This is a genomic window from Virgibacillus sp. LDC1 (assembly GCF_025792345.1).
GTDB lineage: Bacteria > Bacillota > Bacilli > Paenibacillales > Paenibacillaceae > Paenibacillus_AQ > Paenibacillus_AQ lautus.
Map to the genome: position 1 here is coordinate 437,838 of NZ_JAOXLZ010000005.1, position 23,053 is coordinate 460,890.

Annotated in this window: 20 protein-coding genes; 19 read left to right on the forward strand and 1 reads right to left on the reverse strand. The window is 49.3% G+C overall.

The features are described from left to right. Positions 1 to 30: 30 nt before the first annotated feature. From OHJ21_RS26570 to OHJ21_RS26610, 9 genes are all read left to right on the forward strand, one after another. A complete protein-coding gene (locus tag OHJ21_RS26570) occupies positions 31 to 1,578 on the forward strand; it encodes a sugar ABC transporter ATP-binding protein (RefSeq protein WP_486021594.1) in 1,548 nt (515 codons plus the stop codon). Beyond that, a complete protein-coding gene (locus OHJ21_RS26575; RefSeq protein WP_100540603.1) occupies positions 1,575 to 2,570 on the forward strand; it encodes an ABC transporter permease in 996 nt (331 codons plus the stop codon). The genes OHJ21_RS26570 and OHJ21_RS26575 overlap by 4 nt, the downstream gene beginning before the upstream one ends. 288 nt (positions 2,571 to 2,858) lie before the next feature. Beyond that, a complete protein-coding gene (locus OHJ21_RS26580) occupies positions 2,859 to 3,314 on the forward strand; it encodes an acyl-CoA thioesterase (protein WP_326115541.1) in 456 nt (151 codons plus the stop codon). A 50-nt stretch (positions 3,315 to 3,364) separates the two neighbouring features. Then, entirely contained in the window at positions 3,365 to 4,363 is a 999-nt protein-coding gene (locus tag OHJ21_RS26585; RefSeq protein WP_486021595.1) for a Gfo/Idh/MocA family protein, read from the forward strand. Between the two features lie 126 nt (positions 4,364 to 4,489). Further along, the gene (gene desA, locus OHJ21_RS26590) at positions 4,490 to 5,566 is read left to right on the forward strand and encodes a Delta(5) desaturase DesA (protein WP_394058629.1); all 1,077 of its coding nucleotides are present in this window, start codon (positions 4,490 to 4,492) and stop codon (positions 5,564 to 5,566) included. A 99-nt stretch (positions 5,567 to 5,665) separates the two neighbouring features. Next, positions 5,666 to 6,799, forward strand: coding sequence for a sensor histidine kinase (locus OHJ21_RS26595; RefSeq protein WP_100540607.1), 1,134 nt, complete (start codon positions 5,666 to 5,668; stop codon positions 6,797 to 6,799). After that, complete coding sequence (locus OHJ21_RS26600) at positions 6,796 to 7,398, forward strand: response regulator transcription factor (RefSeq protein ID WP_100540608.1); 603 nt, start codon at positions 6,796 to 6,798, stop codon at positions 7,396 to 7,398. Before OHJ21_RS26595 ends, OHJ21_RS26600 begins: the two co-directional genes overlap by 4 nt. Positions 7,399 to 7,766: 368 nt before the next feature. Further along, positions 7,767 to 8,987: a cation:proton antiporter gene (locus OHJ21_RS26605; RefSeq protein WP_394058626.1), complete on the forward strand. Its 1,221-nt coding sequence runs from the start codon at positions 7,767 to 7,769 to the stop codon at positions 8,985 to 8,987. An 81-nt stretch (positions 8,988 to 9,068) separates the two neighbouring features. Beyond that, positions 9,069 to 9,557, forward strand: a complete 489-nt coding sequence (locus OHJ21_RS26610) for a cation:proton antiporter regulatory subunit (RefSeq protein WP_071221197.1) — start codon at positions 9,069 to 9,071, stop codon at positions 9,555 to 9,557. A 181-nt stretch (positions 9,558 to 9,738) separates the two neighbouring features. Here OHJ21_RS26610 and OHJ21_RS26615 read toward each other — a convergent pair whose 3' ends face one another. Beyond that, positions 9,739 to 10,485, reverse strand: coding sequence for a class I SAM-dependent methyltransferase (locus tag OHJ21_RS26615; protein WP_394058623.1), 747 nt, complete (start codon positions 10,483 to 10,485; stop codon positions 9,739 to 9,741). Between the two features lie 591 nt (positions 10,486 to 11,076). On the opposite strand from OHJ21_RS26615, the gene OHJ21_RS26620 reads away from it, so the two are divergent. From OHJ21_RS26620 to OHJ21_RS26665, 10 genes are all read left to right on the forward strand, one after another. Then, the gene (locus tag OHJ21_RS26620) at positions 11,077 to 12,261 is read left to right on the forward strand and encodes an acyltransferase (protein WP_486021596.1); all 1,185 of its coding nucleotides are present in this window, start codon (positions 11,077 to 11,079) and stop codon (positions 12,259 to 12,261) included. A 154-nt stretch (positions 12,262 to 12,415) separates the two neighbouring features. Further along, the gene (locus OHJ21_RS26625) at positions 12,416 to 13,108 is read left to right on the forward strand and encodes a response regulator transcription factor (RefSeq protein ID WP_326095722.1); all 693 of its coding nucleotides are present in this window, start codon (positions 12,416 to 12,418) and stop codon (positions 13,106 to 13,108) included. Between the two features lie 21 nt (positions 13,109 to 13,129). Continuing rightward, positions 13,130 to 14,347 carry a sensor histidine kinase gene (locus tag OHJ21_RS26630; RefSeq protein ID WP_486021597.1) on the forward strand — a complete coding sequence of 406 codons (1,218 nt, stop codon included), beginning with the start codon at positions 13,130 to 13,132 and terminating at the stop codon, positions 14,345 to 14,347. Between the two features lie 252 nt (positions 14,348 to 14,599). After that, the gene (locus tag OHJ21_RS26635) at positions 14,600 to 14,920 is read left to right on the forward strand and encodes a hypothetical protein (RefSeq protein WP_486021598.1); all 321 of its coding nucleotides are present in this window, start codon (positions 14,600 to 14,602) and stop codon (positions 14,918 to 14,920) included. Between the two features lie 186 nt (positions 14,921 to 15,106). After that, the gene (locus tag OHJ21_RS26640) at positions 15,107 to 17,374 is read left to right on the forward strand and encodes an outer membrane protein assembly factor BamB family protein (RefSeq protein ID WP_486021599.1); all 2,268 of its coding nucleotides are present in this window, start codon (positions 15,107 to 15,109) and stop codon (positions 17,372 to 17,374) included. A 151-nt stretch (positions 17,375 to 17,525) separates the two neighbouring features. Then, positions 17,526 to 17,780, forward strand: a complete 255-nt coding sequence (locus OHJ21_RS26645) for a hypothetical protein (protein ID WP_486021600.1) — start codon at positions 17,526 to 17,528, stop codon at positions 17,778 to 17,780. 195 nt (positions 17,781 to 17,975) lie between these two features. Then, the gene (locus OHJ21_RS26650) at positions 17,976 to 18,527 is read left to right on the forward strand and encodes a helix-turn-helix transcriptional regulator (RefSeq protein ID WP_394059087.1); all 552 of its coding nucleotides are present in this window, start codon (positions 17,976 to 17,978) and stop codon (positions 18,525 to 18,527) included. Beyond that, a complete protein-coding gene (locus tag OHJ21_RS26655; RefSeq protein ID WP_486021601.1) occupies positions 18,508 to 19,269 on the forward strand; it encodes a CPBP family intramembrane glutamic endopeptidase in 762 nt (253 codons plus the stop codon). The genes OHJ21_RS26650 and OHJ21_RS26655 overlap by 20 nt, the downstream gene beginning before the upstream one ends. A 361-nt stretch (positions 19,270 to 19,630) precedes the next feature. After that, the gene (locus tag OHJ21_RS26660) at positions 19,631 to 21,940 is read left to right on the forward strand and encodes a helix-turn-helix domain-containing protein (protein ID WP_486021602.1); all 2,310 of its coding nucleotides are present in this window, start codon (positions 19,631 to 19,633) and stop codon (positions 21,938 to 21,940) included. Positions 21,941 to 22,189: 249 nt separating this feature from the next. Beyond that, the gene (locus tag OHJ21_RS26665) at positions 22,190 to 23,050 is read left to right on the forward strand and encodes an ABC transporter permease (RefSeq protein ID WP_486021699.1); all 861 of its coding nucleotides are present in this window, start codon (positions 22,190 to 22,192) and stop codon (positions 23,048 to 23,050) included. Positions 23,051 to 23,053 lie beyond the last annotated feature (3 nt).

A 23,053-nucleotide genomic window follows, 5' to 3' on the forward strand; every position in this document is an offset into this window, starting at 1 on the left:
TTGAAGGGAAGAATACACTTGCGAAGCGTGATGGAGCCAACAACTGCCGCCTCGACCCACTCGTCGAATACGGCACCCTTACTTCAAATGAAGCACATATCGATTTCTTTTCCGGGCGTTAAGGCGTTAACCGATGTGGATTTTCAGACGACCGCAGGAACGGCACATGCGTTGATCGGCGCGAATGGCGCAGGGAAATCTACATTGATGAAGATTCTGTCGGGAGCGTACAACCATTACGAGGGCGAGATCTGGATCGATGGGAGCAAGGCGGACATTCGTTCACCGAAGGAAGCGAAGGACCTGGGCATTCAGATCGTTTATCAAGAGGTGGATACGGCGCTCATTCCGAACCTGACGGTCGGGGAGAACATTATGCTTGACCGGACGGTTCACGATATGGGCAAACGGCACTTGGTCCGCTGGAAGGAGCTCCATCGGGAAGCCGAATCGATTCTTGCACGGATGAATATCCGGGTTCCCGGCAAGAAGCTGATTTCGGAGCTGACGCTGGCGGAGAAGCAGATGGTGCTGATCGCAAGAGCCGTTTCCAAGCAGTGCCGGATTCTGGTGCTGGATGAACCGACCGCGCCGCTCAGCCACAGCGAGACGGAGCAGCTGTTCAAGCTGGTGCGCAAGTTGAAGCAGGATGGGGTCGGCATTATTTTCATATCGCACCGGCTGCCGGAGCTGTATGAAATCTGCGATGATATTACGATCATGCGGGATGGTCAGCTGGTGAAGAGCGACCGCATTGCGAATATCGAACAGCCAAAAGTGGTGGAGTACATGCTGGGCTCCAAGATGGAGCAGCAGTTTCCCCATATTGAACGAGACATCGGCACCGTCTGGTTCGAGGTGAAGGACATGTTGGACCCAGGCAAAATCAACGGCGTTGACCTGCACATTCGCAAAGGGGAGATCGTCGGTCTGGCCGGACTGGTCGGGGCCGGGAAAACCGAGCTGTGCCGGGCGATATTCGGAGCATCCGACACATCAACCGGCGAGATCACGCTGAACGGAAATAAGCTCCGCATCCGCTCGCCGCACGATGCCGTTTCGCATGGCATTGCGCTGGTCCCTGAGGAACGCCGTCGTGAAGGCGTCTTCGTGGAAGAGCCGGTATCCGTCAATTTAACGGCTGCGGTGCTGTCCCGTTTTACCAAGTGGGGATCATGGCTTAGCTTCGGCAAGGAAAAGCAGGCGGCGAGGGAGATGATCGAGTCGCTCGGGATTAAGACGCCGAATGAGCGAGCCAAGGTGAGAAACCTGTCCGGGGGCAACCAGCAGAAGGTAGCGATCGGCAAGTGGCTGCTGGTTGACGCGGATGTGTATATTTTTGATGAACCGACCAAAGGGGTTGACGTTGGCGCGAAGAGGGACATTTTCCATCTGGTGGCCGAGCTGGCCAAGCGGGGGAAATGCGTGCTGTACGCCTCAAGCGAGCTGTCCGAAATCGTTGGCATCACGGATCGGGTGTATGTGATGTATGACGGCGGCATCACGAAGGAGCTAATTACGCAGTCATCCAACGAAGAGGAAATATTGCTTTATTGCACAGGAGGCGGGTTGACATGAATACAGCAAGACCTGTTAAGGAGAAGCCGGCAGCTAGTTTCGCTTTTGATTTTCTGTATAAATACGGCACGTTGATTACGGTATTCGTACTTATTCTGGTATTCGGGACCGTCGCCGACAACTTTTTGAATACAAGCAACATTATTAACATACTCCGTTCGATCTCGATCGTGACGATCATTGCTGTAGGGCTGACCGTATCGCTGGCCGTTGGCGGCTTTGACCTGTCTGTTGGCTCGACGGCTTCCCTGGCGAACGCGCTGGTCATTTCCATGTTTGTCTGGCACGGGCAAAATATCGGCATCGGCATTGGTCTCACGCTGCTGTTCTGTCTGGTCGTGGGATTGATCAACGCCTTCCTGGTCATCAATTTCAAAATTGATGATATGCTGATGACGTTGGCGACGATGTTTATCTTTCAGGGCGTTGCGCTCACGTATACCCGCGGCGCTACCATTTCCCAGAATATGATCCTGCCGAGCGGAGACTTTGCCACCGGTAAAATTCCGGCGGTGTTTGAGAAGATCGGGCAGGTGCCATGGATCATCATCATTATGGTGCTCGTGGTCCTCGTGGTCCATCTGTTTCTGACCTATACGAAACACGGGCGGTACATGTACATGATCGGGGGCAACCGCGAAGCCGCGGCATTATCCGGGATACCGGTGAGTAAATACCGACTGATCGCTTATCTGGTCTCCGCTTTGTTTGCCGCCATCGGCGGCATTATCCTCGGGGCTCGGGTTATGACGGCCGAAGTCAACTCCGGCGGACCTTATCTGATGGATGCCGTCGCTGCAACCTTTATCGGATACTCCGTATTCGGAGCGGGCAAGCCGAACGCGCTCGGAACCTTTGTTGGGGCAGTATTGATCGGTATATTGCAAAATGGTCTGATCATGCTGTCCGTGCCGTATTATGCGATGGATATCGTGAAGGGCGCCGTGCTGGCGTTGGCGCTTGCTTTAACCTACTATAAGAAGCGGCATTGATCGCCTGAGCTGCGCTTTTTTTAACCGAGCTTTGTTCCATTCATACTTATCGAGACCATCCCTCCAGTGATCCTGCTCCGGAGCGGGTGGTCTTTTTTCATGGCTAGCTGCATTTAGGCAAGCTATGAGAGAAGCGGATTTCAAGCCTTATTCTACGGGCGAATCCGACATTTTATCCATGATATGGTTATTTAGTTGACGGACTCAACTTGTATTCATTATCCTTGTATAAGACTGATTATAAATTGTACATACATTTGTCTCTTATAAAGAGAAAGGGGACTCATCATGAAAAAAACAACCTTCATACAACCGGATCCCAAGGCTTGGCTGGACACGTTTCACTTTGAAATTCCGATAAAGATAAGGTACTGCGAAACGGATATGCTGGGTCATGTCAATAACGTCAGTTATTTCATGTATTTTGAGCAGGGACGCATTGAGTATTTCGAGAACTTGGGATTGACCGAGGATCTGTTCAGCGACAAAAAGGTGTCGGTGGTTGCGGATCTGGAGTGCCAGTATCTTGCTCAATTGTATCTGAAGGACGCGCTTAAGCTTCATGTCCGGGTAGCTGAGATCGGACGCTCCTCCATGGACGTCCAGTATGCGATCGTGGTGGACGGCGCCTTAAAGGCGGCAGGGCGTGGAACCATTGTGCTCATCGATACCGAATCCGGCAAGAGCACGCCGATTCCGGATTCGGCACGCGAGCGAATTTCAACGTTTGAAGGATGGATGTAACGAAAAGCGAAAGATCAATCACAATCAGATACGAAGGGAAGGGATTAGGGATGAACATCCGTTTTGCCGTTATCGGCACAAACTGGATTACCGAGCGGTTTCTCCAAGCCGCTCTGGAGACGGAAGAATTTATTCTTGCTGCCGTATACTCCCGTACGGAAGAGAAGGGCAGGGCTTTCGCGGCCAAGTACGCGGATCCCAAAGTGTACACGGATCTTGTGACGATGCTGCAGGATGACGAGATTGACGCGGTGTACATTGCGAGTCCGAATTCCTATCACGTCGATCAGGCGATATTATGCATGAACCACGGGAAGCATGTCCTTTGCGAGAAGCCGATGGCTTCTAATGCGGTCGAAGTGTCCGCCATGATTGAAGCAGCGAAGAATAACAACGTTTTGCTAATGGAAGCGTTAAAGTCGACGCTGATGCCGAACTTCAAGACCGTCAGGGACAACCTGTACAAGCTGGGCCCAATTCGGCGTTATTTTGCAAGCTATTGCCAATATTCCTCCCGCTATGACGCGTTCAAGCAGGGGACGGTACTGAATGCGTTCAACCCTGAGTATTCCAACGGTTCACTCATGGATTTGGGGATTTATTGCCTGTACCCGATGGTCACTCTGTTCGGTAAACCGGATTCTGTCAAAGCTTCCGGCTATATGCTATCCTCCGGGGTTGATGGCGAGGGCAGCCTGTTGTTGTCCTATCCCGAGATGGATGCCGTGATCATGCACTCCAAGATCAGCGATTCCTATGCACCTGCCGAAATTCAGGGCGAGAACGGCACGATGATTATCGACAAGATCAATCAGCCTTATGATGTGAAGATCCATTATAGAGACGGCACCATTGAGAACGTCACCCAGCTGCAGACGCATGAATCGATGTATTATGAAGCCCGGGAATTTATCGATTTAATCCGGTGCGGCGAACGGGAAAGTGCAATCAATACCCATGCCAACTCACTCATTACGGCTGAAATCATGGAGGAAGCCAGACGCCAGGTCGGACTGCGGTTTCCGGCCGATTCCAGGACCGATATATGATATTTGTCATACTCCCGAAATGACGTTTATGACTACGACACGCATGACATCCTATCTATAATTAGATTAGACAAGTGCGCGATACATGTATAACGTCCTTGCGCCATTTCGAGGAGGAAGACAACTATGGCTAAACCCGATAACAAACTATCCAGCTTGAAAAAGAACGTTGCCCCTTATGAAGAAATTGACACAAAGGCGAGTATAGGTCAGCTTTTCAATACACTGGTTCCCTTGATACTGCTATGGTATGCAGCCTATTTAAGCCTATCCGTATCGTACTGGCTTACCATTCCCATAGCGGTGATTGCATCGGGGTTTGTTGTCCGGACGTTTATCATATTCCATGACTGCTGTCACGGATCTTTCTTTAAAAGCCGCAAGGCGAACAAAATTCTCGGTACGATTACAGGCGTGCTTACATTGTGCCCTTACGAGCAATGGAAGAACACGCACGCGATTCATCACGCGACGAGCAGCAATCTCGATAAGCGGGGAATCGGGGATATGTGGGTATTAACCGTTGAAGAGTATGGAGCGGCTTCCTTTTGGCAGCGTTTATACTACCGGGTATACCGTAATCCGATCGTGATGTTCGGACTTGGTCCCATCGCCATATTTCTGATATCCTATCGTTTCAACCGCAAAGGTGCGAGACGCAAGGAGAAGATCAGTAACTATATAACGAATATTTCGATTGTTGCATTGTATGCATTGCTGTGCTGGGCGATTGGATGGCAGGCATTCCTGCTCGTTCAAGCTCCTATATTCATGGTATCGGGGATGCTTGGCATTTGGTTGTTCTATGTACAGCATCAATTCGAAGAAACGTACTATGAGCATGATGAAGAGTGGAGTTATATCAATGCAGCCGTAGAAGGCAGCTCTTATTACAAACTTCCGAAGGTCCTGCAATGGATCACGGGCAACATCGGCTTCCATCACGTTCACCATCTTAGCCCGAAGGTTCCTAATTATAACCTGGAGAAGGCGCATGAAGCCGCTCCTCCGCTGCAAAAGGCAACGACAATTACGCTCAAGACCAGTTTGAAGTCTATTCGTTTCCGTCTGTGGGATGAAGAGAAAAAGGTGTTCGTCACGTTTAGGGAAGCCAAGAAGTCGCTCCGTAAACCGCAGGAATCGGTATTGGCGAAAGCCGAGAAGAGCCTGGCGAGCAGCAGACCGAGAGTGCAGGGCGAGTAATTCCTTGCCGGTACGAGGTTATAATAGAAATGAATAAGAATACGGGTCCGTTATGTAGAAATGAGGACTAAAGCTTGAACCGACAGAAGGTGGGACTCCATGCAGAAATGGTATCAGATATTTCATAAAAGTACGGGGCTGAGCCCTTATGTATGGGTCGTCTTCTACATCCTTCCGTTTTATTTCATCTTTCGTTCGACCTCTACCTACCAGGTTGTCTTCGGAACACTGATGATTGTGATGTTCTTCGCCTTCTATGTGCTTTCATTTCTGGCCAAAGGCTGGCTCGTCTACTTCTGGACGAGTCTGCAAATTTTAATATCGATAACGATGTCATTGGTATTCGGGTATATCTATTTCTCGTTGTTCCTCGCATTTTTCATCGGGAACATCAAGAATAAAGCCGGGTTTATCACGCTGTACTCCATCCATCTGGTCACGACCATCATTACGGTCAATTATGGATTGTTAACGCGGAATCCGTTCTTTATCACGCAGCTCCCATTTATGCTTGTCAGTGTAGTCGGGGTGATTCTGCTGCCCGTGACGAACTATAACCGGAATAAGAATGATCAGCTGCAGGGTCAGTTGGAGGATGCCAACAAACGAATTTCGGAACTGGTGAAGCTGGAGGAACGTCAGCGGATAGCCCGCGATTTGCATGATACGCTCGGACAGAAGCTGTCTCTCATCGGCCTCAAAAGTGATTTGGCCGGTAAATTGATGACGCAAGATACGGAAAGAGCTCAGGCCGAGATCAACGATGTGCGCCAGACGGCCAGAACGGCACTCCAGGAAGTGCGTGAGATGGTGACACGGATGCGGGGGACCCGGCTCACGGATGAAATTTTCCGCATTCAGCAAATTCTAAAGGCTGCCCAGATTGAATTGAACTTTGAGGGAACGTTGGAGCCGGAAAATTTGTCGTTAATGAATGAAAATGTGATCAGCATGTGCCTGAAAGAGGCCGTGAATAACATAGTGAAACATAGCAATGCTACGGCGTGCTCCATTGTGATCGAATCCACGGAAACGGATCTGGTTGCGAGGGTGAAGGACAATGGAACAGGGTTCGTGACCGATGCGAGAAACCGCGGAAATGGACTGCGGGGAATGAGAGAGCGGCTTGAATTCGTAAACGGAAGCATGGAGCTCACTTCCGGCGAGGGGACTACGCTGGTCCTTCGTGTACCTAATGTGCTCAGAATGCCGGATAAGGAGGCGGGAATATGATCCGAATTGTCATAGCCGAAGATCAGCGATTGCTGCTTGGAGCCCTGGCCTCACTGCTTGATCTGGAAGAAGATATGCAAGTGGTCGGGACGGCAGGGAACGGGAAGGATGCCGTACAGCTTGTCAAACTTCATAAACCGGATATCTGTATCATGGATATTGAGATGCCGATGATGAACGGACTTGAGGCTGCCGAAGCATTAAAGGGCTTTGGCTGTAAGGTAATGATCTTGACGACCTTTGCCCGGCCGGGGTATTTCGAGCGTGCCGTGAAGGCCGGCGCCAACGCCTACCTGCTTAAGGACAGCCCAAGCGAGGAACTGGCTGCATCCATTCGGAGCATTATGGCAGGCAGACGAATATACGCCTCCGAGTTGGTGGATGAAGCGTATTCCGGTGAAGAGAATCCGCTGACGGAGCGGGAAAAGGAAGTGCTGGGCCTGATAGCGGACGGCAAGAATACGAAGGAAATTGCCAACCAGCTGTTTATTACGACAGGTACCGTGCGGAATTATATTTCCGTTATTCTTGATAAGCTTGGCGTCAGCAACCGGATCGAAGCGATCACGCGTTTTAAAGAAAAAGGTTGGTTTAAATAATCATCTGAAAATAGCCGGAAGCCCCGTGGTTGCAGCCACCGGGCTTCTTTTTCGTGTGAAATAAGAGAAAGGTGATAGTCCGGAAGGCCGTTTGATTCGCGCAATATATGGATTTTTTTACCTGGTATTGTATTCATTATAATGCATAAATATTCATTCTCTTTCGTGTGGTAAAGAATTTGGATATAATTTATATTTTTTGGAAACCATAAAATCGATAATAAAATTAAGCCTGTACTTCATGTGTATAATTTAGCATGCAATGGGTGTTCAAACAAGAATATTGCCGTTGCTTTGTAAATGTATGCATTTTTATGTATAATAGAAATGATTGCCAGAAGTCAAATTTGAGGAGGAGGAGGTCTTCTATGGACCATATGATGTTTGAGGTTGGAACTGCTCTGATTCTGGTTGCTATAGCCTCCATAATTGCAGGAAAGCTCAAGTTCTCGATTATACCGTTCTTGATTGTACTCGGGATGCTTGTAGGTCCGCATGCACCAACGATAGGAATTCTAGACTTTAAATTTATTGAGAGCCAGGGAATCATAGATTTTCTGGGACAGATCGGTATTCTATTCCTGCTCTTTTACCTTGGTCTTGAATTCTCCGTTCAGAAATTAATCAAGTCCGGGCGAAACATCGTGGTAGGCGGAACCGTATATGTCATATTGAACTTTGCTCTGGGCCTGGCTTACGGATTTGTGATCAACATGCCGCTGTACGAGACGTTAATCATAGCAGGGATGTTGTCCGTTTCCTCTACTGCGATTGTGGCGAAAGTACTGGTGGATCTGCGGCGCACCGGTAATGCGGAGACGGAGCTAATACTCGGCATGATTTTGTTCGATGATATATTCCTTGCGGTGTTCTTATCGATTATGTCCGGACTGCTGTTGGGCGGGGCCACATCGGTAGGGGCAACGATTATCTCCGTGTGTATATCCATTGGTTATATGCTGTTGTTCTTTGTTATTGCGAGAAAAGGTCCACCTATACTTAACAAATTGCTGAATATAACGTCCAGCGAAATTTTCATTATCGTTGTTTTCTCATCGATGTTCTTTATTGCTGGATTTTCTGAGACGCTGCACGTAGCTGAAGCGATTGGCGCGCTGCTGTTCGGACTAGCCTTATCCGAGACGGATCATAGCGAACGGATCGAACAGCTGGTCATTCCTTTCCGTGATTTCTTTGGCGCGATCTTCTTCTTCAGCTTCGGTCTCGGCATCGACCCGACCACGCTGGGGAATGCGTTATGGCTGGCACTCGGTGCTGTGGGACTGACCATTATTGGTAATCTTGTAGCAGGCATGATCGCGGGACGCAAGGCCGGACTGTCGCATAAGTCGTCGCTTAACATCGGATTGACTATCATGGCACGCGGGGAGTTTACGATCATCGTTGCGAATCTGGGACTCGCTGGCGGACTGTCCGCCGTGCTGAAACCATTCTCGGCGCTTTATGTTCTGATTCTTGCGATCCTCGGGCCTCTTCTAGCCAAGGAATCAAAACGTGTCTACCGTGGAGTGAATAAAATATTCAAATGGAGCGACCCTGTGGAGAAAGTAAAAAAAAGGAAAGTGTAAGGATGCCGGGATGATTTACTTTCTTCCAACTAATCTATATAATCTAGAGATTGAATTAACCCCAGAACGGAGGATTTTCACATGAGTATTATTCGCGAATCTGATCTGCCGGGTATCGGGAAGAAGTTCCTTATTCAGGCGAGATCAGGGGATAAGCTGGTTATTGTTATTCATGACGATGGCCGTAGAGAGCTGTACCATTTTGAAGATGACGATCCTGAGGAGACCATCTCCCAGATTACATTAGAGGATGATGAGGCTAGACAAATCGCCGGCATCATCGGAGGCATGACGTATAAGCCGAAAGCGCTGGAGACCATCGAGGTGACACTTGAAGACCTGATCATCGAATGGGCTCGCATCGAGCCGCATTACAAATGCGTGGGACAATCCATTGCAGGGCTTCAGGTTCGTCAACGTACAGGTGCTAATGTATTAGCGATTGTGAACAAGAAAGAGCAGAAAATCAATCCGGGTCCGGACGACATCCTGACAGCGGGATCGACGCTGGTACTAGCGGGCGAACGTAAGCAGATCAAGCAGCTGAAAGAACTGCTGGTCAACGGTTAATAGCGCTCCTTGGTCGATGAGATGATAACCATACCGAAAGCAAGCTCCTCCTTTTGCGAGGGGCTTGCTTTTTTATGTGCTGGGAATCCTCTCTAAAAAAAGCGCCAAGGGCTTCGACCCTTGTGCGCTTTTTCTGTTTACCAGCGGAATGCTGCGGGTTATGGATTTCCAGAGGAGCCGGTTATTTCCGTGCCACTATCATAAACCGTGCGGAATTCGTTCGGATTCCGCGATCTGTGCGATGGTCTCTGATGAACTGCTGCAGGATGCGAAAATCCGATTCCTCCTGTCCAAACCCGGGGATGATGGGCGTGTGCTTGAGCAGAAAGATGAGATCCTCTTCACGCTCATAGTATTCGACCGCATCGTACTCGGCATATTGGATATCGCGGAACCCGGCAAGCCGAAGTTCCTTCATATATTGATCCTTTAAGGCACCGTCTTCACGGGAGGATTGTCCTCTGCCAAAGGCTTGAGCCAGATTGGCTTTATCACATTCGCGAACCTGCTGTGTCAAAAACACGCCATCCTCTGCTAATACTCTTGCCGCCTGTGATGCACGGAAAGGGGAGTGTCTGCATGAGATCAAATTGAAAAACGCCTCCGGGAATTGAAGCGCCTCTGCATCCATCTGCATAAAGCGTACATTGGAAGCCGATACGTTCCGTTCATTCCGCCGGGCTGTCTCGATCATCGCATGCGAAAGATCGATTCCAACCAGCGATGCTGCTTTGTCAGCGATGGATAACAAGCTTTCTCCGCCGCCCGTTCCGATATCGAGCACAACGTCGGATGGTTGGCATAATTTGCCAACCTGATCGTAAAAATCCCACTTTACACCTTCCGAGATACATCGGACCTGGCTGAAGTCCCAGCCGTTTAAGGCTCCTACGATATCATAAAACTGCTTGTATTCCTGTGAATTCATTTATATTGTCCACCTTCCACATGAGATAAAATGGGATGCTGTAAACAGATTGACCCTCATTCGTTCGAAGCCAGAAGCCGGTAGAGTTCTTTGCTGTAGATCAGGGACTTGTCCAAAAGGACGGTCGGCTCCCTAATGTCCGGCAGCTGATTTACGTTTTATAGCAAAAAGCAGGCTCTATGGCGACGAGTTATAACTTGGACATGGCCCGGTCCTCTATGAACCCGAGCCTAGCTACTTCGAATGATACGGATCAAGTGCAACATCCAATTCCCCCCAATTCGGAAAAGATTATTATTTTTAAGAGATAAGAAAGTATAAACTTCAGAGGCTTACCATCCTTATCTCGCAAGAAAAACTTCCGCTATACGCGGTTTGTCTTCTGAGAAAGTACGTCGATAGATGTTTTTCTTATTGTAAGTCCAAGGATTCTTTATGATCAAGGAGAATTTTATTAGGAGGAAGGACCATAATCTTAAGCAAATGATAAGAATTTGGAAGTATGGCGTTAAGAACTGTCTACTATACTAGATGAATCTGTTTCGCGAAGAACGAGAATAATCGGATTTTAAAAGATGAGAGGGTACTGCCATGAACAAAATAAACGCTTTACCAAGGGAACGTCTTCCCGAGCTGCAATTGGTACGCGCATTCGCCATCATCGGCGTGCTGTCCGTTCACTCCACATCGTATGCCGTATCTGCGATGACGGACTCCAAATACTTTTTTATATACAATTTCATGAACATCTTCATGAAATACGGAACGCCGACATTTATATTTTTGAGCAGTCTGGTACTCTTCTATAATTACTATGACCGTCCCACGACAAAGAAGCTGATCGGCGGATTTTACAAAAAAAGACTGCTGTATATTATCATTCCGTATACGCTGTTCTCCGTGTTCTACTTCGCACTCCTGCACTATTTATATTATCAGGGCAGGCCGTTCGGCGAGACGATGGAGAGCTTTGTTCAAAAGCTGTTGACGGGCAAAGCGTACACGCATCTATATTTCGTATTTATCAGCATTCAGTTTTATGTGCTGTTTCCGCTTGTATTGTGGCTGTTCAAGAAGGTCCCCCAGCTTGCAAAATGGGCGATACCGATTGGACTGGTGATCCAGTGGACGTTTATACTGATGAATAAGTACTACTGGCAGGTACCGAATAAAGGGAGCTGGGCATTGTCCTACATTGCCTATTTCATGCTGGGCGCCTTTATCGGCATCTATTACCCGAAACTGAAGGCCTGGCTTGTGATCAGCCGTGCCAACGCACAGCCTTACCGCATCGCTGCTTGGACGATGCTGTGGATGGCATGGGCCGCTGCCGGTCTCGGCCATGTGTACATTTATTACAACAACCGCCTTCACGGAACCGGATATAATTCAACGCTGTATGAGCTGCTGTGGAATATGCATACTTACTTTGGGACGCTTGTCCTGCTCCAGTTCGCCATTTTGTTCTACCGGGCCGGAGTACGCGGATGGACGCCGGCGCTGGAGAGACTGGGGGCCGTGTCCTTCGGGATTTATCTTATTCATCCATTCTTTCTGCTCGTCTACCGTCAATTCCCGCTAACCACGGGGAACTCGATGCTGACCCATCTGTGGTATGCAGGCGGTTTTGCGGCAGCCTTAGGATGTTCATGGATCGTCGTGGAATTGACGGTTCGATATATACCGGGTTCATGGGTGATATTCGGTAATATTCCGAAGGCGAAGAGATCGGTTAAACCAACCGATACGCCGGCTGTGCCGCTTTCCGGTTCATAGTCTATGGCGATAGCCAACAAGGATGTATACCTGCCGAGGGCATGGCCGTGGCGAAGAAAAACCAAAACAGCAGCAACGCACAGTCTGCACATCCATGGTGCAAGACGACGTAAAAGGCGTTATGCTGACTGCCGCTTTTAATTAAGGAGGAGCCATGTCTGGAGTTACGATATTGATGGTTGATGATGAAACGGAAATTTTGAAACTGATGGAGATTTACGTCAGGAATGAGGGTTATACGCTCCTCACCGCATCTCATGGCCTGGAAGCGCTGGAGATTCTAAAAAAACATAAAGTGGATTTGATCATCCTTGATGTCATGATGCCGAAGATGGATGGCATTGAGGCATGCATGAGAATTCGGGAGGAGAACAACACGCCGATCATCATGCTGTCCGCCAAGAGTCAGGAGATTGACAAGATCGCCGGGCTCAGCATCGGCGCGGATGATTATGTGACCAAGCCGTTCAGCCCGCTGGAATTGATCGCTAGGATCAAATCACAGCTCCGCCGATACAAACAGCTGAACAGCAGCTCGGTGAGGGATGAGAACGAAATTCAGATTGATGAGCTGATTATGAATGTCGCTTCCCACCGGGTAACGGTGGCAGGCGTTGAGATTAAGCTGACGCCGCGCGAATTTGACCTGCTGCATATGCTGGCCATCAATCGCGGACTCGTGCTTAGCATGGACAAGATTTATACCGAGGTGTGGAATGAACCGTTCATGGAATCGAAAAATACGGTCATGGTACATATTCGCAAGCTGCGCGAGAAGATCGAGAAGGATCCGCAGCAGCCGGAATATATTAAGACAGTGTGGGGGATCGGCTACAAAATAGAGTAAACTTAAGCAGAGGTGACTAACTTGAAAGTAATGAAGCTTCATAGCATCCGCCTGAAGATGCTGCTTATGCTGCTTACCAGCATCGGCATCACGGCAGCCCTGCTTATCATACTCTATGCGTTAAGTACGCTGATACTCTCTATTCCGGCAATCAAGCCGCCGCTAGTCTGGATCATTAACCATATTGGCTCGGATCCGGTTATGCTGGTTGCGGGCATCCTTCTCTTTTTTGTCAGCTATTATATGAGCACGAAGTGGTTTGTCCTTGATCTGCAGAAAATCCAGACCGGTCTTCAGGACGTCACGGCGGGACGATTCGATTCCAGAATCGAGCTCAAATCCCAAGACGAATTAGGCGTCGTCGCTTCCAGCATAAACCGCATGACCGAACAGTTGAACGTTTATCTGGAGGAAATCAGGAACGGGCTTCGCGAGATTGCCAAGGGGAATTTCGACACCGACATCCCGGTTCAGTCAGGCAGCCAGTTGGGTGAGGTGGCTGAGAGCATCAACCAGATGAGAAGGCAGCTTCACCAATCCATTCTGGAGGAGCGCAACGCGGAGAAAACAAAGAATGATCTGATTACGGGAGTTTCCCATGACTTGCGGACGCCGCTTACATCGATACTGGGTTTTCTGGAGGTGATCGAGGAAGACCGGTACCAGGATGAAGTGGAGCTGCGATATTACGTGAATATCGCTTATGAGAAAGCGCAAAATCTGAAGAAACTGATTGATGATTTATTCGAGTATACACGGATTAATAACGGGCTTCCGCTGGATATCCGGGAGATCGATATGGCTCAGTTCATGAGACAGCTGATCGAGGAATTCGTTCCCACCCTGGAGAAATCCGGGATGGAATGCAAGCTTGCGGCAGAGGAAGACCTCGTTATTCGGGCAGACGGCGCCCAGCTCGTCCGGGCTTACGAGAATTTGATAACCAATGCGATCCGTTACGGTGAGTCGGGCAAAAGGATCGACATCGCCGTCCGCAGCGATGGCAATCAGGTGAGCATCAGCTTCACCAACTATGGCGATCCGATTCCCGAGCGGGATTTGCCGTTCATCTTTGACCGCTTCTACCGTGTGGAGGCTTCCCGTTCGAAGCAGACAGGGGGCACCGGCTTGGGATTGGCCATTACGAAGAGCATTGTCGAAGTCCAGGGCGGCGAAATCCGGGTGCGGAGCGATCGGCAGAGGACAATTTTTGAAACCCGATTTCCTAAAGTCGTATAGTGGCTGCTTCTTCAAGTTTGCCGCGCGGTGGTTTTTCTACCTTTGCATAGCAGCAGAGGATATCCAAGCGAACGCTCCCTCGAAGGGGGCGTTTTTTTATATGATTCTAAGACGGAAGTTCCGCCTGCTTCTGCGTGGTCCATATGGAATTGTTCAGCTTTATTTAAGCATTCGTTAAGAACTTGGACCATGGATTGATAAGATGTGTTCCTTATACTTTCCTTTAGGAACGTACATAAGGAGGCAGTCGGGATGGAATCCATACAACATGTGAAACGGAGCATTAGGATTACGATGGCATGGCCGGCAATCATTGTGATGGTTGGTGTCATATTGCTATCGGGATGCGCAGAGCTCAAGATTTCCGTCGAAGATCCGCGGATTGAGAATCGATCCATTGGCGGGACGGCAACAGCAATCCATAGAAGCACGTCGATGGCTCCAGCATCCTTTCTGGGGCAGTTATGGGGGGAAATAGCAAACGGGGTGACAAACCGCACCAGAAAAATGACAGGCAGGCAAACGCAGGGCCATACCCTATCCGAAGCAAGTTGGCGTGTGGAGGTACGATAATACAGGGAAGACGGCTGATTGTGAAGTTGCAGCAGAAATTATTTTAACGAGAACTTTTAGTGAATGTAGACGACCATAAAGAGATTTAGGATAGGCTCCTTTCCTGGAAGGGAGTTTTTTTGTTTTGATTTTGGAACAGATTGCCTTATAATAGCGTTTACATTATATATGCTTGTATGGGAGAGGATGGTTTCTGTGAGTTTACGCGTATCGATCCGAAAGCGACTATTCATCGGAATAACGGCAGCCGTCTGTATTTCACTTGTTGGGATTCCGGCTCAGCAGACGCAGGAGAGCGCTCGTACCGTATTCGCCGATGCTGCCGGAGCCGGGGGCTTTACATCCGGTCAACGCGTCATACTTCAGCAAAAGGCAGCTTTTTTCCCTAATGCGCTTAGTAAGAACAGCCATCCGACAAATCTCAAGGTCAGTTATTATGGGGCCAAGGGAGAATCGCTCCGACTTCACTCCGTGAAGGGGGAAATGGCGTTAATCAAATCCGATTCCCGGGGAGACCTGTGGCTCCCGACATGGTATGTTTCCAAGGAAGCTGCCCAAGTGAAACCAATTTCCCCGCTCTCGCTTCAACTGCGCAGCAGCGGCAGTATATATCTTGCTCCCGGAAGCACGGTGAAATGGCCGATATCCCAAACCGGAACGTCACTCATCGCCGTAGCCCAGTGGAAGGACTGGTATGGCGTCATGATTAGTCCTGCCAAGTGGAAGGAAGATTACCGGATCTACCGTCCGGCCACGATGTGGGTACGGGGCAAGGACTCGACCGCCAAGAAGGCGATGCCTGACGGGCTTCTCGATGGAAATTCGGAAGTAACGACCGATGCGGTACGCAACTTGACGGAGTTTCTTTTCAAGAAAGGCACCCCTTCTTCTTATGTGAAAAAGCTGCTTGGCGAACCGCAGGCGAGGGAGACATCGCGGAATCAGGAGATGAGCTCCAATAAACCGATGATACTCGGGGAGACCTGGAGATATGAGCAGCGGGATGCCCATTATACCGTGACGTTCTCTCCGTCCGGAAAGCTGACGGCCAGCGAATGGACGATTCCGGGGACCGATTCCTTTGAGCGGAGTTACAGTCCTGGCGATGATTACGAGTTTACCTATCGTTTTGCCGCCGTACCGCCGCTGAAGTCTCTAGAAGCCGAGCCCGACTGGCGAAATCAGGGCAATCTGAATTTCACCTTCCTGCTTGAGGCAAACGACGAGGTTTTGCTCCTCAAGGGGGATGATGGCGGATATAGCGGAATGCACGATAATTCTTCCTTGTATGCGATAGACCGGGGCACCGGCAAGAAGCTGTGGCAGGAGGATGCGGGATTTGGCTGGTACACGGCTGTCACGGACAAGGAGCGGGAGCATGTTACCATGTACTCGGCTTATAACCCGGAGGTGAAGGATTATGTAGCCCGCGTGCGGCATATCCGGTTGTCGGATGGACAAGTGTTATGGGAGGTTAAGCCGAAGCATGAATTTGGCCTGACGATGACGGCTGCAGCCGATACGATTATTCTGGATGAAGCTTTGAACATGAACGAAACCAAAAGCGTGCTAAGTGTGCTGGATCAGGAAACCGGAAAGCTGCGTTGGAAAAAAACGTTGTCCGGTGAACACCGCTTGTTGAACCAAGGCACGGATGATCCGTACGTGCTTATCGAGCTGAACGGACAGCTTACCGCTTACGATCCCGTAACCGGCAGATCGGCATGGGATATTAAAGTCGGGAACAAGTTCATGGACGATCCGTCCCGAGATCCCTATTTCACCGGAGGCTACCGTTACGATCCGGTATCTCCTGCGGATATGACCACAAGATGGATGCTGCTTGGCAAGGAATGGGTTCTGCTCCATACGGAAACCGGCGAGCGCAAAAGCGTATATCCAGCACGTGAGATGGAACGGCTCGAGGTGCTGAATGAGCGGTATCTATTGGTGCAGCGTGCACTGAATGGGGAGTATTTCAGCGGGGCTACCGCTTACGAAAGCGTATTGTATGACAGCCTGGAAGATAAGGAATTATGGACCGTGAAAGGCAAGGCCGCCCGCGGCGTCATCGAGGGGGAGCGAGTCTATCTTACCTTGAACGGCATTCCGGCAGCTGTAGATAAAGAGAGCGGCAGCATTATATGGAAGATGGAGACTACTGCCAAAGCCAGTGACGATCTGTCCCATTTGGTCGCCAGCAGTTATGGAATCCTGGATCAGTACCTGCTTCTGAGTTGGGGAAGCGATCTTGTGGTGTTGAATAAGGAGGACGGCAGAAGCTTGGGAAGATTGCATAACGTGATCACCGGCAACGTCGATTTGCGAGAGTTATATGCCAGAAACGGTGCGCTGAACGTAACGGATCATGAAGTGCTCGTCGGTACGGTTAGTGGAGCCTTCATTCGCTATGATGCGCAAAGATTGAAGGAACGCCTGGATGAGCTGTTATAGCCTGGCTTTTATCGATAGATGATGAGACCGTATGGATGATGCCGCAAGGGAGGAAGACTTATGGGCAAGAGGCTTAAGATAACAGGGATTCCGGTCATCAGCCTATTGTTGATCCTGTGCATGGGCTGCGGCAGTAAACCGTCGGCCAGTTATGCGTCTTTTGTTAAAGTACAATGATGAAGAGTATATAGGAAAAGGCATCGAGGGTGCGGAGGCTTTTGCAGAGGCGAATTTGACCTTGGCAGGCACCATCCAGAAGCAGCTCGAGCCGGACCAATACCCGGATACGCATTTATCATCGAATGAACTGCTGGTCGGCACTGAAATCTACGTAGTGGATGATGATGATATGTTGGTGGCTTTGCAGGAAGATCGAAGGTTCAAGGTGTTTGAGCGCATGGAATAAGTGGATGGATGAACGATAAGCGTCCCTGGCGTCTGGAAACAGATGCTGGGGGTGTTTTTTTGTGGATTGCGATGGATGAACGGACGGACAAGAAGAATTACTTGTTAAAATTTTCCTTGATTACTTTTGGAAAAAAGACGATGATTAATATATCAAACAGATATATCGAACAGATACATTATATGAAATGTGGTGATGACATTGCTGGAGTACATTCTCCTCGGCATGCTGATGGAAGGAACGATGAGCGGCTATGATCTGAAAAAAACGATCGACAGCACCGTGGGCACTTTCTACAAGGCCAGTTACGGCAGTCTCTACCCTGCGCTCAAGAGACTCGCCGACAAGGACATGGTAAAACTGACCGAAACGGACAACAGCAAGAACAAGAAGCTATATTCTCTGCGGCCCAGTGGTCAAAAGGCTTTTCTGGACTGGTTGTCCGGACCGATGCAGACAGGGCGTAATGAGCAGCTAATCCGCATTTTCTTTTTTGATTATTTGGATGAAGACCTTCGTCAAAAACGATTGGCTGAGTACATATTTAAGCTGGATCAGGAAATTCACATGCTTGAGGCGGTGCAGAACGTCGTGGCTGGAGAATTGGCTGAGATCGAGCATCCGGAGAATTATTACTATCGGGTATCGGTTCTGGCGTATGGACTGAATCATTTTCAGATGGAACGGCAATGGCTGAAGGATATTATGGAGAGGAAGGATTTGAACCATGTCAAACCGGAAAACTAAGGTTTCTTTTTCGCAAAAACACCCGATTTTAACCGTAGTCATTATCGAGGTTCTGCTGTTATTAGCCGTATTTGCTGCCGGAGCTTACGCCACGATTAAAGGGTTGAGTTACACTTTGCCTGTGCTGATCTCATTTATCCCAATCGCTCTGGTGTTGATGGCGTACTTTACATGGAAAAAGAAGTGGCACCTGCTCGGTTTCCGTAAGCTGAACAGTATACCGGCCGCCGGTTGGCTCTATTATTCCCCCTTACTCCTTATACTGGTTACCATCTCGCTCAATGGGATGCGAGAAATCAGCGCTTCGGAGATCCTGTTCTTTATCTTTTTCACACTGCTCGTTGGATTTGTGGAGGAGAGCATCTATCGGGGATTGATTCTGAAGACGCTTCTCCCCAAAGGCATTAAAACCGCGGTCATCACCTCCAGCATTCTGTTCGCGGTCACGCACGTACTGAACGTCTTATCAGGGCAGGACGCATTCCAAACGATTTTACAGATTGTATATGCTCTGCTTATAGGCGCTGTACTGGCTCTGCTGATGGTGAAGAACCAAAATATCATCCCTCTGATTCTATTCCACTTCCTTCACAACTTTATCCAGTTTGCCGGTAATGACAATAGTGATGCATTTATCGGTTACGACCTGTTCATTTTGCTGGTGTTGGCCGTCCACTGTGTCTGGCTGTCTCTCTCTTTAAGGAAACCTCCGGTATCCGCACGAATACATCAAGTGGGTTAGTGGAAAATATGATATTAGTAAACGTTGATATAACCGATATCAAGTGTGCTGCTGGGGTGTCACAGCGATTTACTGTATAAATAGTGTGGATCTTGATTTTGAGTGGATGCGTGAGCAAAGCAAAAGCTAATGGTTTATTTTTTCGTGAATAACCATTTTCCACTTGGGAAGCGAAACGTAAGAAGGGCCAGGAGATTCCTGGCTCTTTTTGCTATGGACGCATACATGTCCGGTAAACGTCATTTCAGTACAAATTCCGTGCAAGGAAGGTGCAGCGAATAATATAACTTACATCAAAATATAGTAGACGTAAATGCAAGCCATGTTGCTTGCAATTTTAAATAACAAAGGGGGGACATTCATGAAGCGAAGGACGCCGCCTAACCGATCACCTGAGCCGGGAGATACCGATTCTCCGCCTCCCAGAAGGAACACCCTGTTTTGGAGGCTGTTCGCCAACTATTTTCTCCTCATTCTCATTCCCGTTATTGTGGCATCGGTTCTTGCCCAGGTGCTGGTCGTTCGCATCATTGAAAAGGATGCCGAGCGTTTCAATCAAGTGATGATGAACCGATTCTCCGAGCAGACGGACACCGAGCTTCAATCCTTAAAGACGAGCATGATTAATATCCTCAGCACCTCCAGATTACGGAGCGTGCTTCTCGCTCCCATGACTTCTTCGCCGGATAGCCAACTGCTTCCGGAACTGCTTCATTCCCTGCGGGAGCAGCTGCAGCAGCTGGAATCGGACGATCTTGTCGAGAGGGCGTATTATTATTTTGTTCACCAGGATTTGATGATCGATGCCGAAACCTATACGAATAAAGCGTATTATTTCCATTCCCGTTATCCCTTGGATTTGAACCGCCGCCATCAGCTGGAAGCCGAGTTATCCGGCAAAAAAATGATGGATTTCTTGGGTTCATCCGCTTCTTTGACGGCTTCCATGAGCTACCCGTTTAATACCGCGGCTCCTGAAGTCTATCTCCTGGTCGAAGTGAAACGAGACAAGCTAGAGGAGCAGATTCATATTCCGGAGAGCTGGGTTACAGGCACAGCGATTGTAGATGATGGAGCCAAAGTGATAGCCCAGACCGGACTGACCGAGCAGGACCAGCTTACTCTGCAGCAGCGAATACGTACGGACGGCGTTGCTTCGCCATTCACGATATCGGACAAGATGGGGCTGTCCTTCATGGCATCCGGCTTCGACGAGTCCTGGCATTATATCAGCATGATCGATTTAGAAACATTGATGAAGCCGGTCTATATGACCCGATGGATCTGCTGGTTGTTCCTCCTATTCTTCCTCATAGTCGGCGCGCTCGCCTCATATTATTTAAGTCGGCGCTTATACCGGCCGATCCGGGAGATTAAGGATGGATTGAAGCTGCATCACGCTCCCAGCGGGAAGGTCGGCCACGAAGGAAACGAGTTTGATGTCATCAAACGCTACTCCCAGTTCATCATGACGGAGAATAAAGAGCTGTTCCAGATGGTGAACGGGATGCTGCCGATCGTGCAGGAGCAGTTTTTTACGAAAATCCTGCTGGGGCAATACCGGGATGCCTTATCGATTGAGTATTACGCCAAGGAGATTGAATTTGCCTACAGCCATAAGGCGGCGAGAACCGTCCTGTGCATTTCGTTCCATTATGATCCAACCGTTTACGATTCGGCATCGGAATCCACCAAGACTTTTTTGCTGACGGAGCTGAAGGACAAGATTCACCGGCTGGCACCCGGCATGATCTGGATCTGCCAAACAAGGCCGGATCTGATGGCTTGCATTGTTGAGCATGGTCCCATCACGGAGGATGATTCGGAAAAAGTAGCGGAGCAGATTCGGGGCATTTTTCTGGAATACGGTGCTTATTATAAAGCGACCATCGGTATCGGAAAGACCGTTCATGCCATCGAAGAGCTGCACCAGTCCTATGAGCATGCTCTAGCCATGCTGAAGTACCGGGGGCTGCATTCCGCGGTGGAGATTTGCGGCAGTCAGCCTTCCCGGGAGCTGCAGCAGTGGGATCCTTTCTTATCCGTACAAGAGGTCCAGCGGATTCTCAATCAGTACAAAACGAGGGAGTATGACAAGCTGCTTCATTCCGTGCTTGCTCTGCTGGAGGAGGGAAAGGGCAAGGATGCCTCCGCCATGCAGATGAAATACCTGCTTGCCGATGTGCTCAACACCTGGATTCGGGCCGTGGAATCGGAGCGCAATGAACTCAACGTTCCTTATTACTCGGGTCTGTTCGAACGGATGAATCGCTGCATGACATGGGACGAGCTGACGTGCTGCTTCGAGGACATTCATGGTTTTTTGTTCCGGAAGCCGGCTTCCAGCAGCCGGAGTCAACAGTTTATGGAGATTGTGGAATACATTCATGAGCATTATGATCAAGAGCTGTCGATTGAGCATTTTGCCGGCATGATGAATATGTCCATCGGGCATTTCAGCCGTACCTTCAAGGAGGAGGTCGGTGAGAAGTACGTGGAATATATCGCGAAGTACCGGCTGATGAAGGCAAAGCAATTTTTGCTTGAAACCGATTTGAAAATTGACGAAATTGCCGAGAAGGTTGGGTATTGGGGCCGAAATTCTTTGATTCGGGCTTTCCGCCGATATGAAGGCATTACCCCAGCCAAATACCGGAGTTTTCATCAGTAGGAAAAAAGAGACTGCATTATTTTCTGAAGTCTCTTTTTTTGCATGGAACAGGCCGAAAGCCTTGCGGCGCAGGCATTGCAAAACATGCGTCTCAAGGAAAAGATGTTTGCTTTACGCGAGGAAGGCACGGCTCGTATAGTGGGGACAACAACAAACGAATGTAAATGCTTTCAATCGGAGGTGGGGATTATTGGCGCAGCTATACGGATCGGCTATGTTCTGAGAAAGCATAAAGCGTTGTACTTGCTGATGCTGCCCGGCATTTTGTATTACTTGATATTCAAGTACGCGCCGATGTACGGCATCATCATCGCCTTCCAGGACTATTCGATCGGCCGAGGCATTTTGGGAAGCAAGTTTGTCGGATTCAAGCATTTGATTGAATTTTTCTATGTCACCCCCGATGCATGGAAGCTGATTCGCAACACGATCATGCTGAATGTGTACGATCTTCTGTTTCATTTTCCGGCGCCGATTATTCTGGCGATCCTGTTCCATGAACTGAAGAGCAAATGGTTCAAACGGTTTGTGCAAAACATCAGCTATATGCCGCATTTCCTGTCTACCGTCGTGATTGCGGGCATTCTCGTTACCTTCCTCTCTCCCACAACAGGCGTGGTGAACCATCTGCTCGTCAAGCTGTTCGGCATCGAGCCGATCATGTTTCTGGGCATGCCGGAGTGGTTCCGGACGGTGTATGTGGGCTCCGAAATATGGCAGAAGGTGGGGTGGGGCACCATTCTCTATCTGGCTGCGATTGCCGGAATCGATCCGACGCTGTACGAAGCGGCCAAGATGGATGGGGCGAACCGATGGCAGCAGGTCCGGCATATTACGTTCATCGGCATGGTGCCGGTCATGATTATCCTGTTCGTGCTGTCGCTCGGTAATTTCATGGAGGCGAGCTTCGAGAAAATACTCTTGATCTACAACACGATGAATTACGAAACCTCGGATGTTATCAACACCTTTGTGTACCGGCGGGGCATCCTCGATGCCGATTTCAGCTTCGCCACCGCGGTGGGCCTATTCCAGTCGGCGATTGGCTTCATTCTGGTCGTTGCGGCCAATCGGATCGTACGCAAATATTCGGAGACCAGCCTGTGGTAAGGG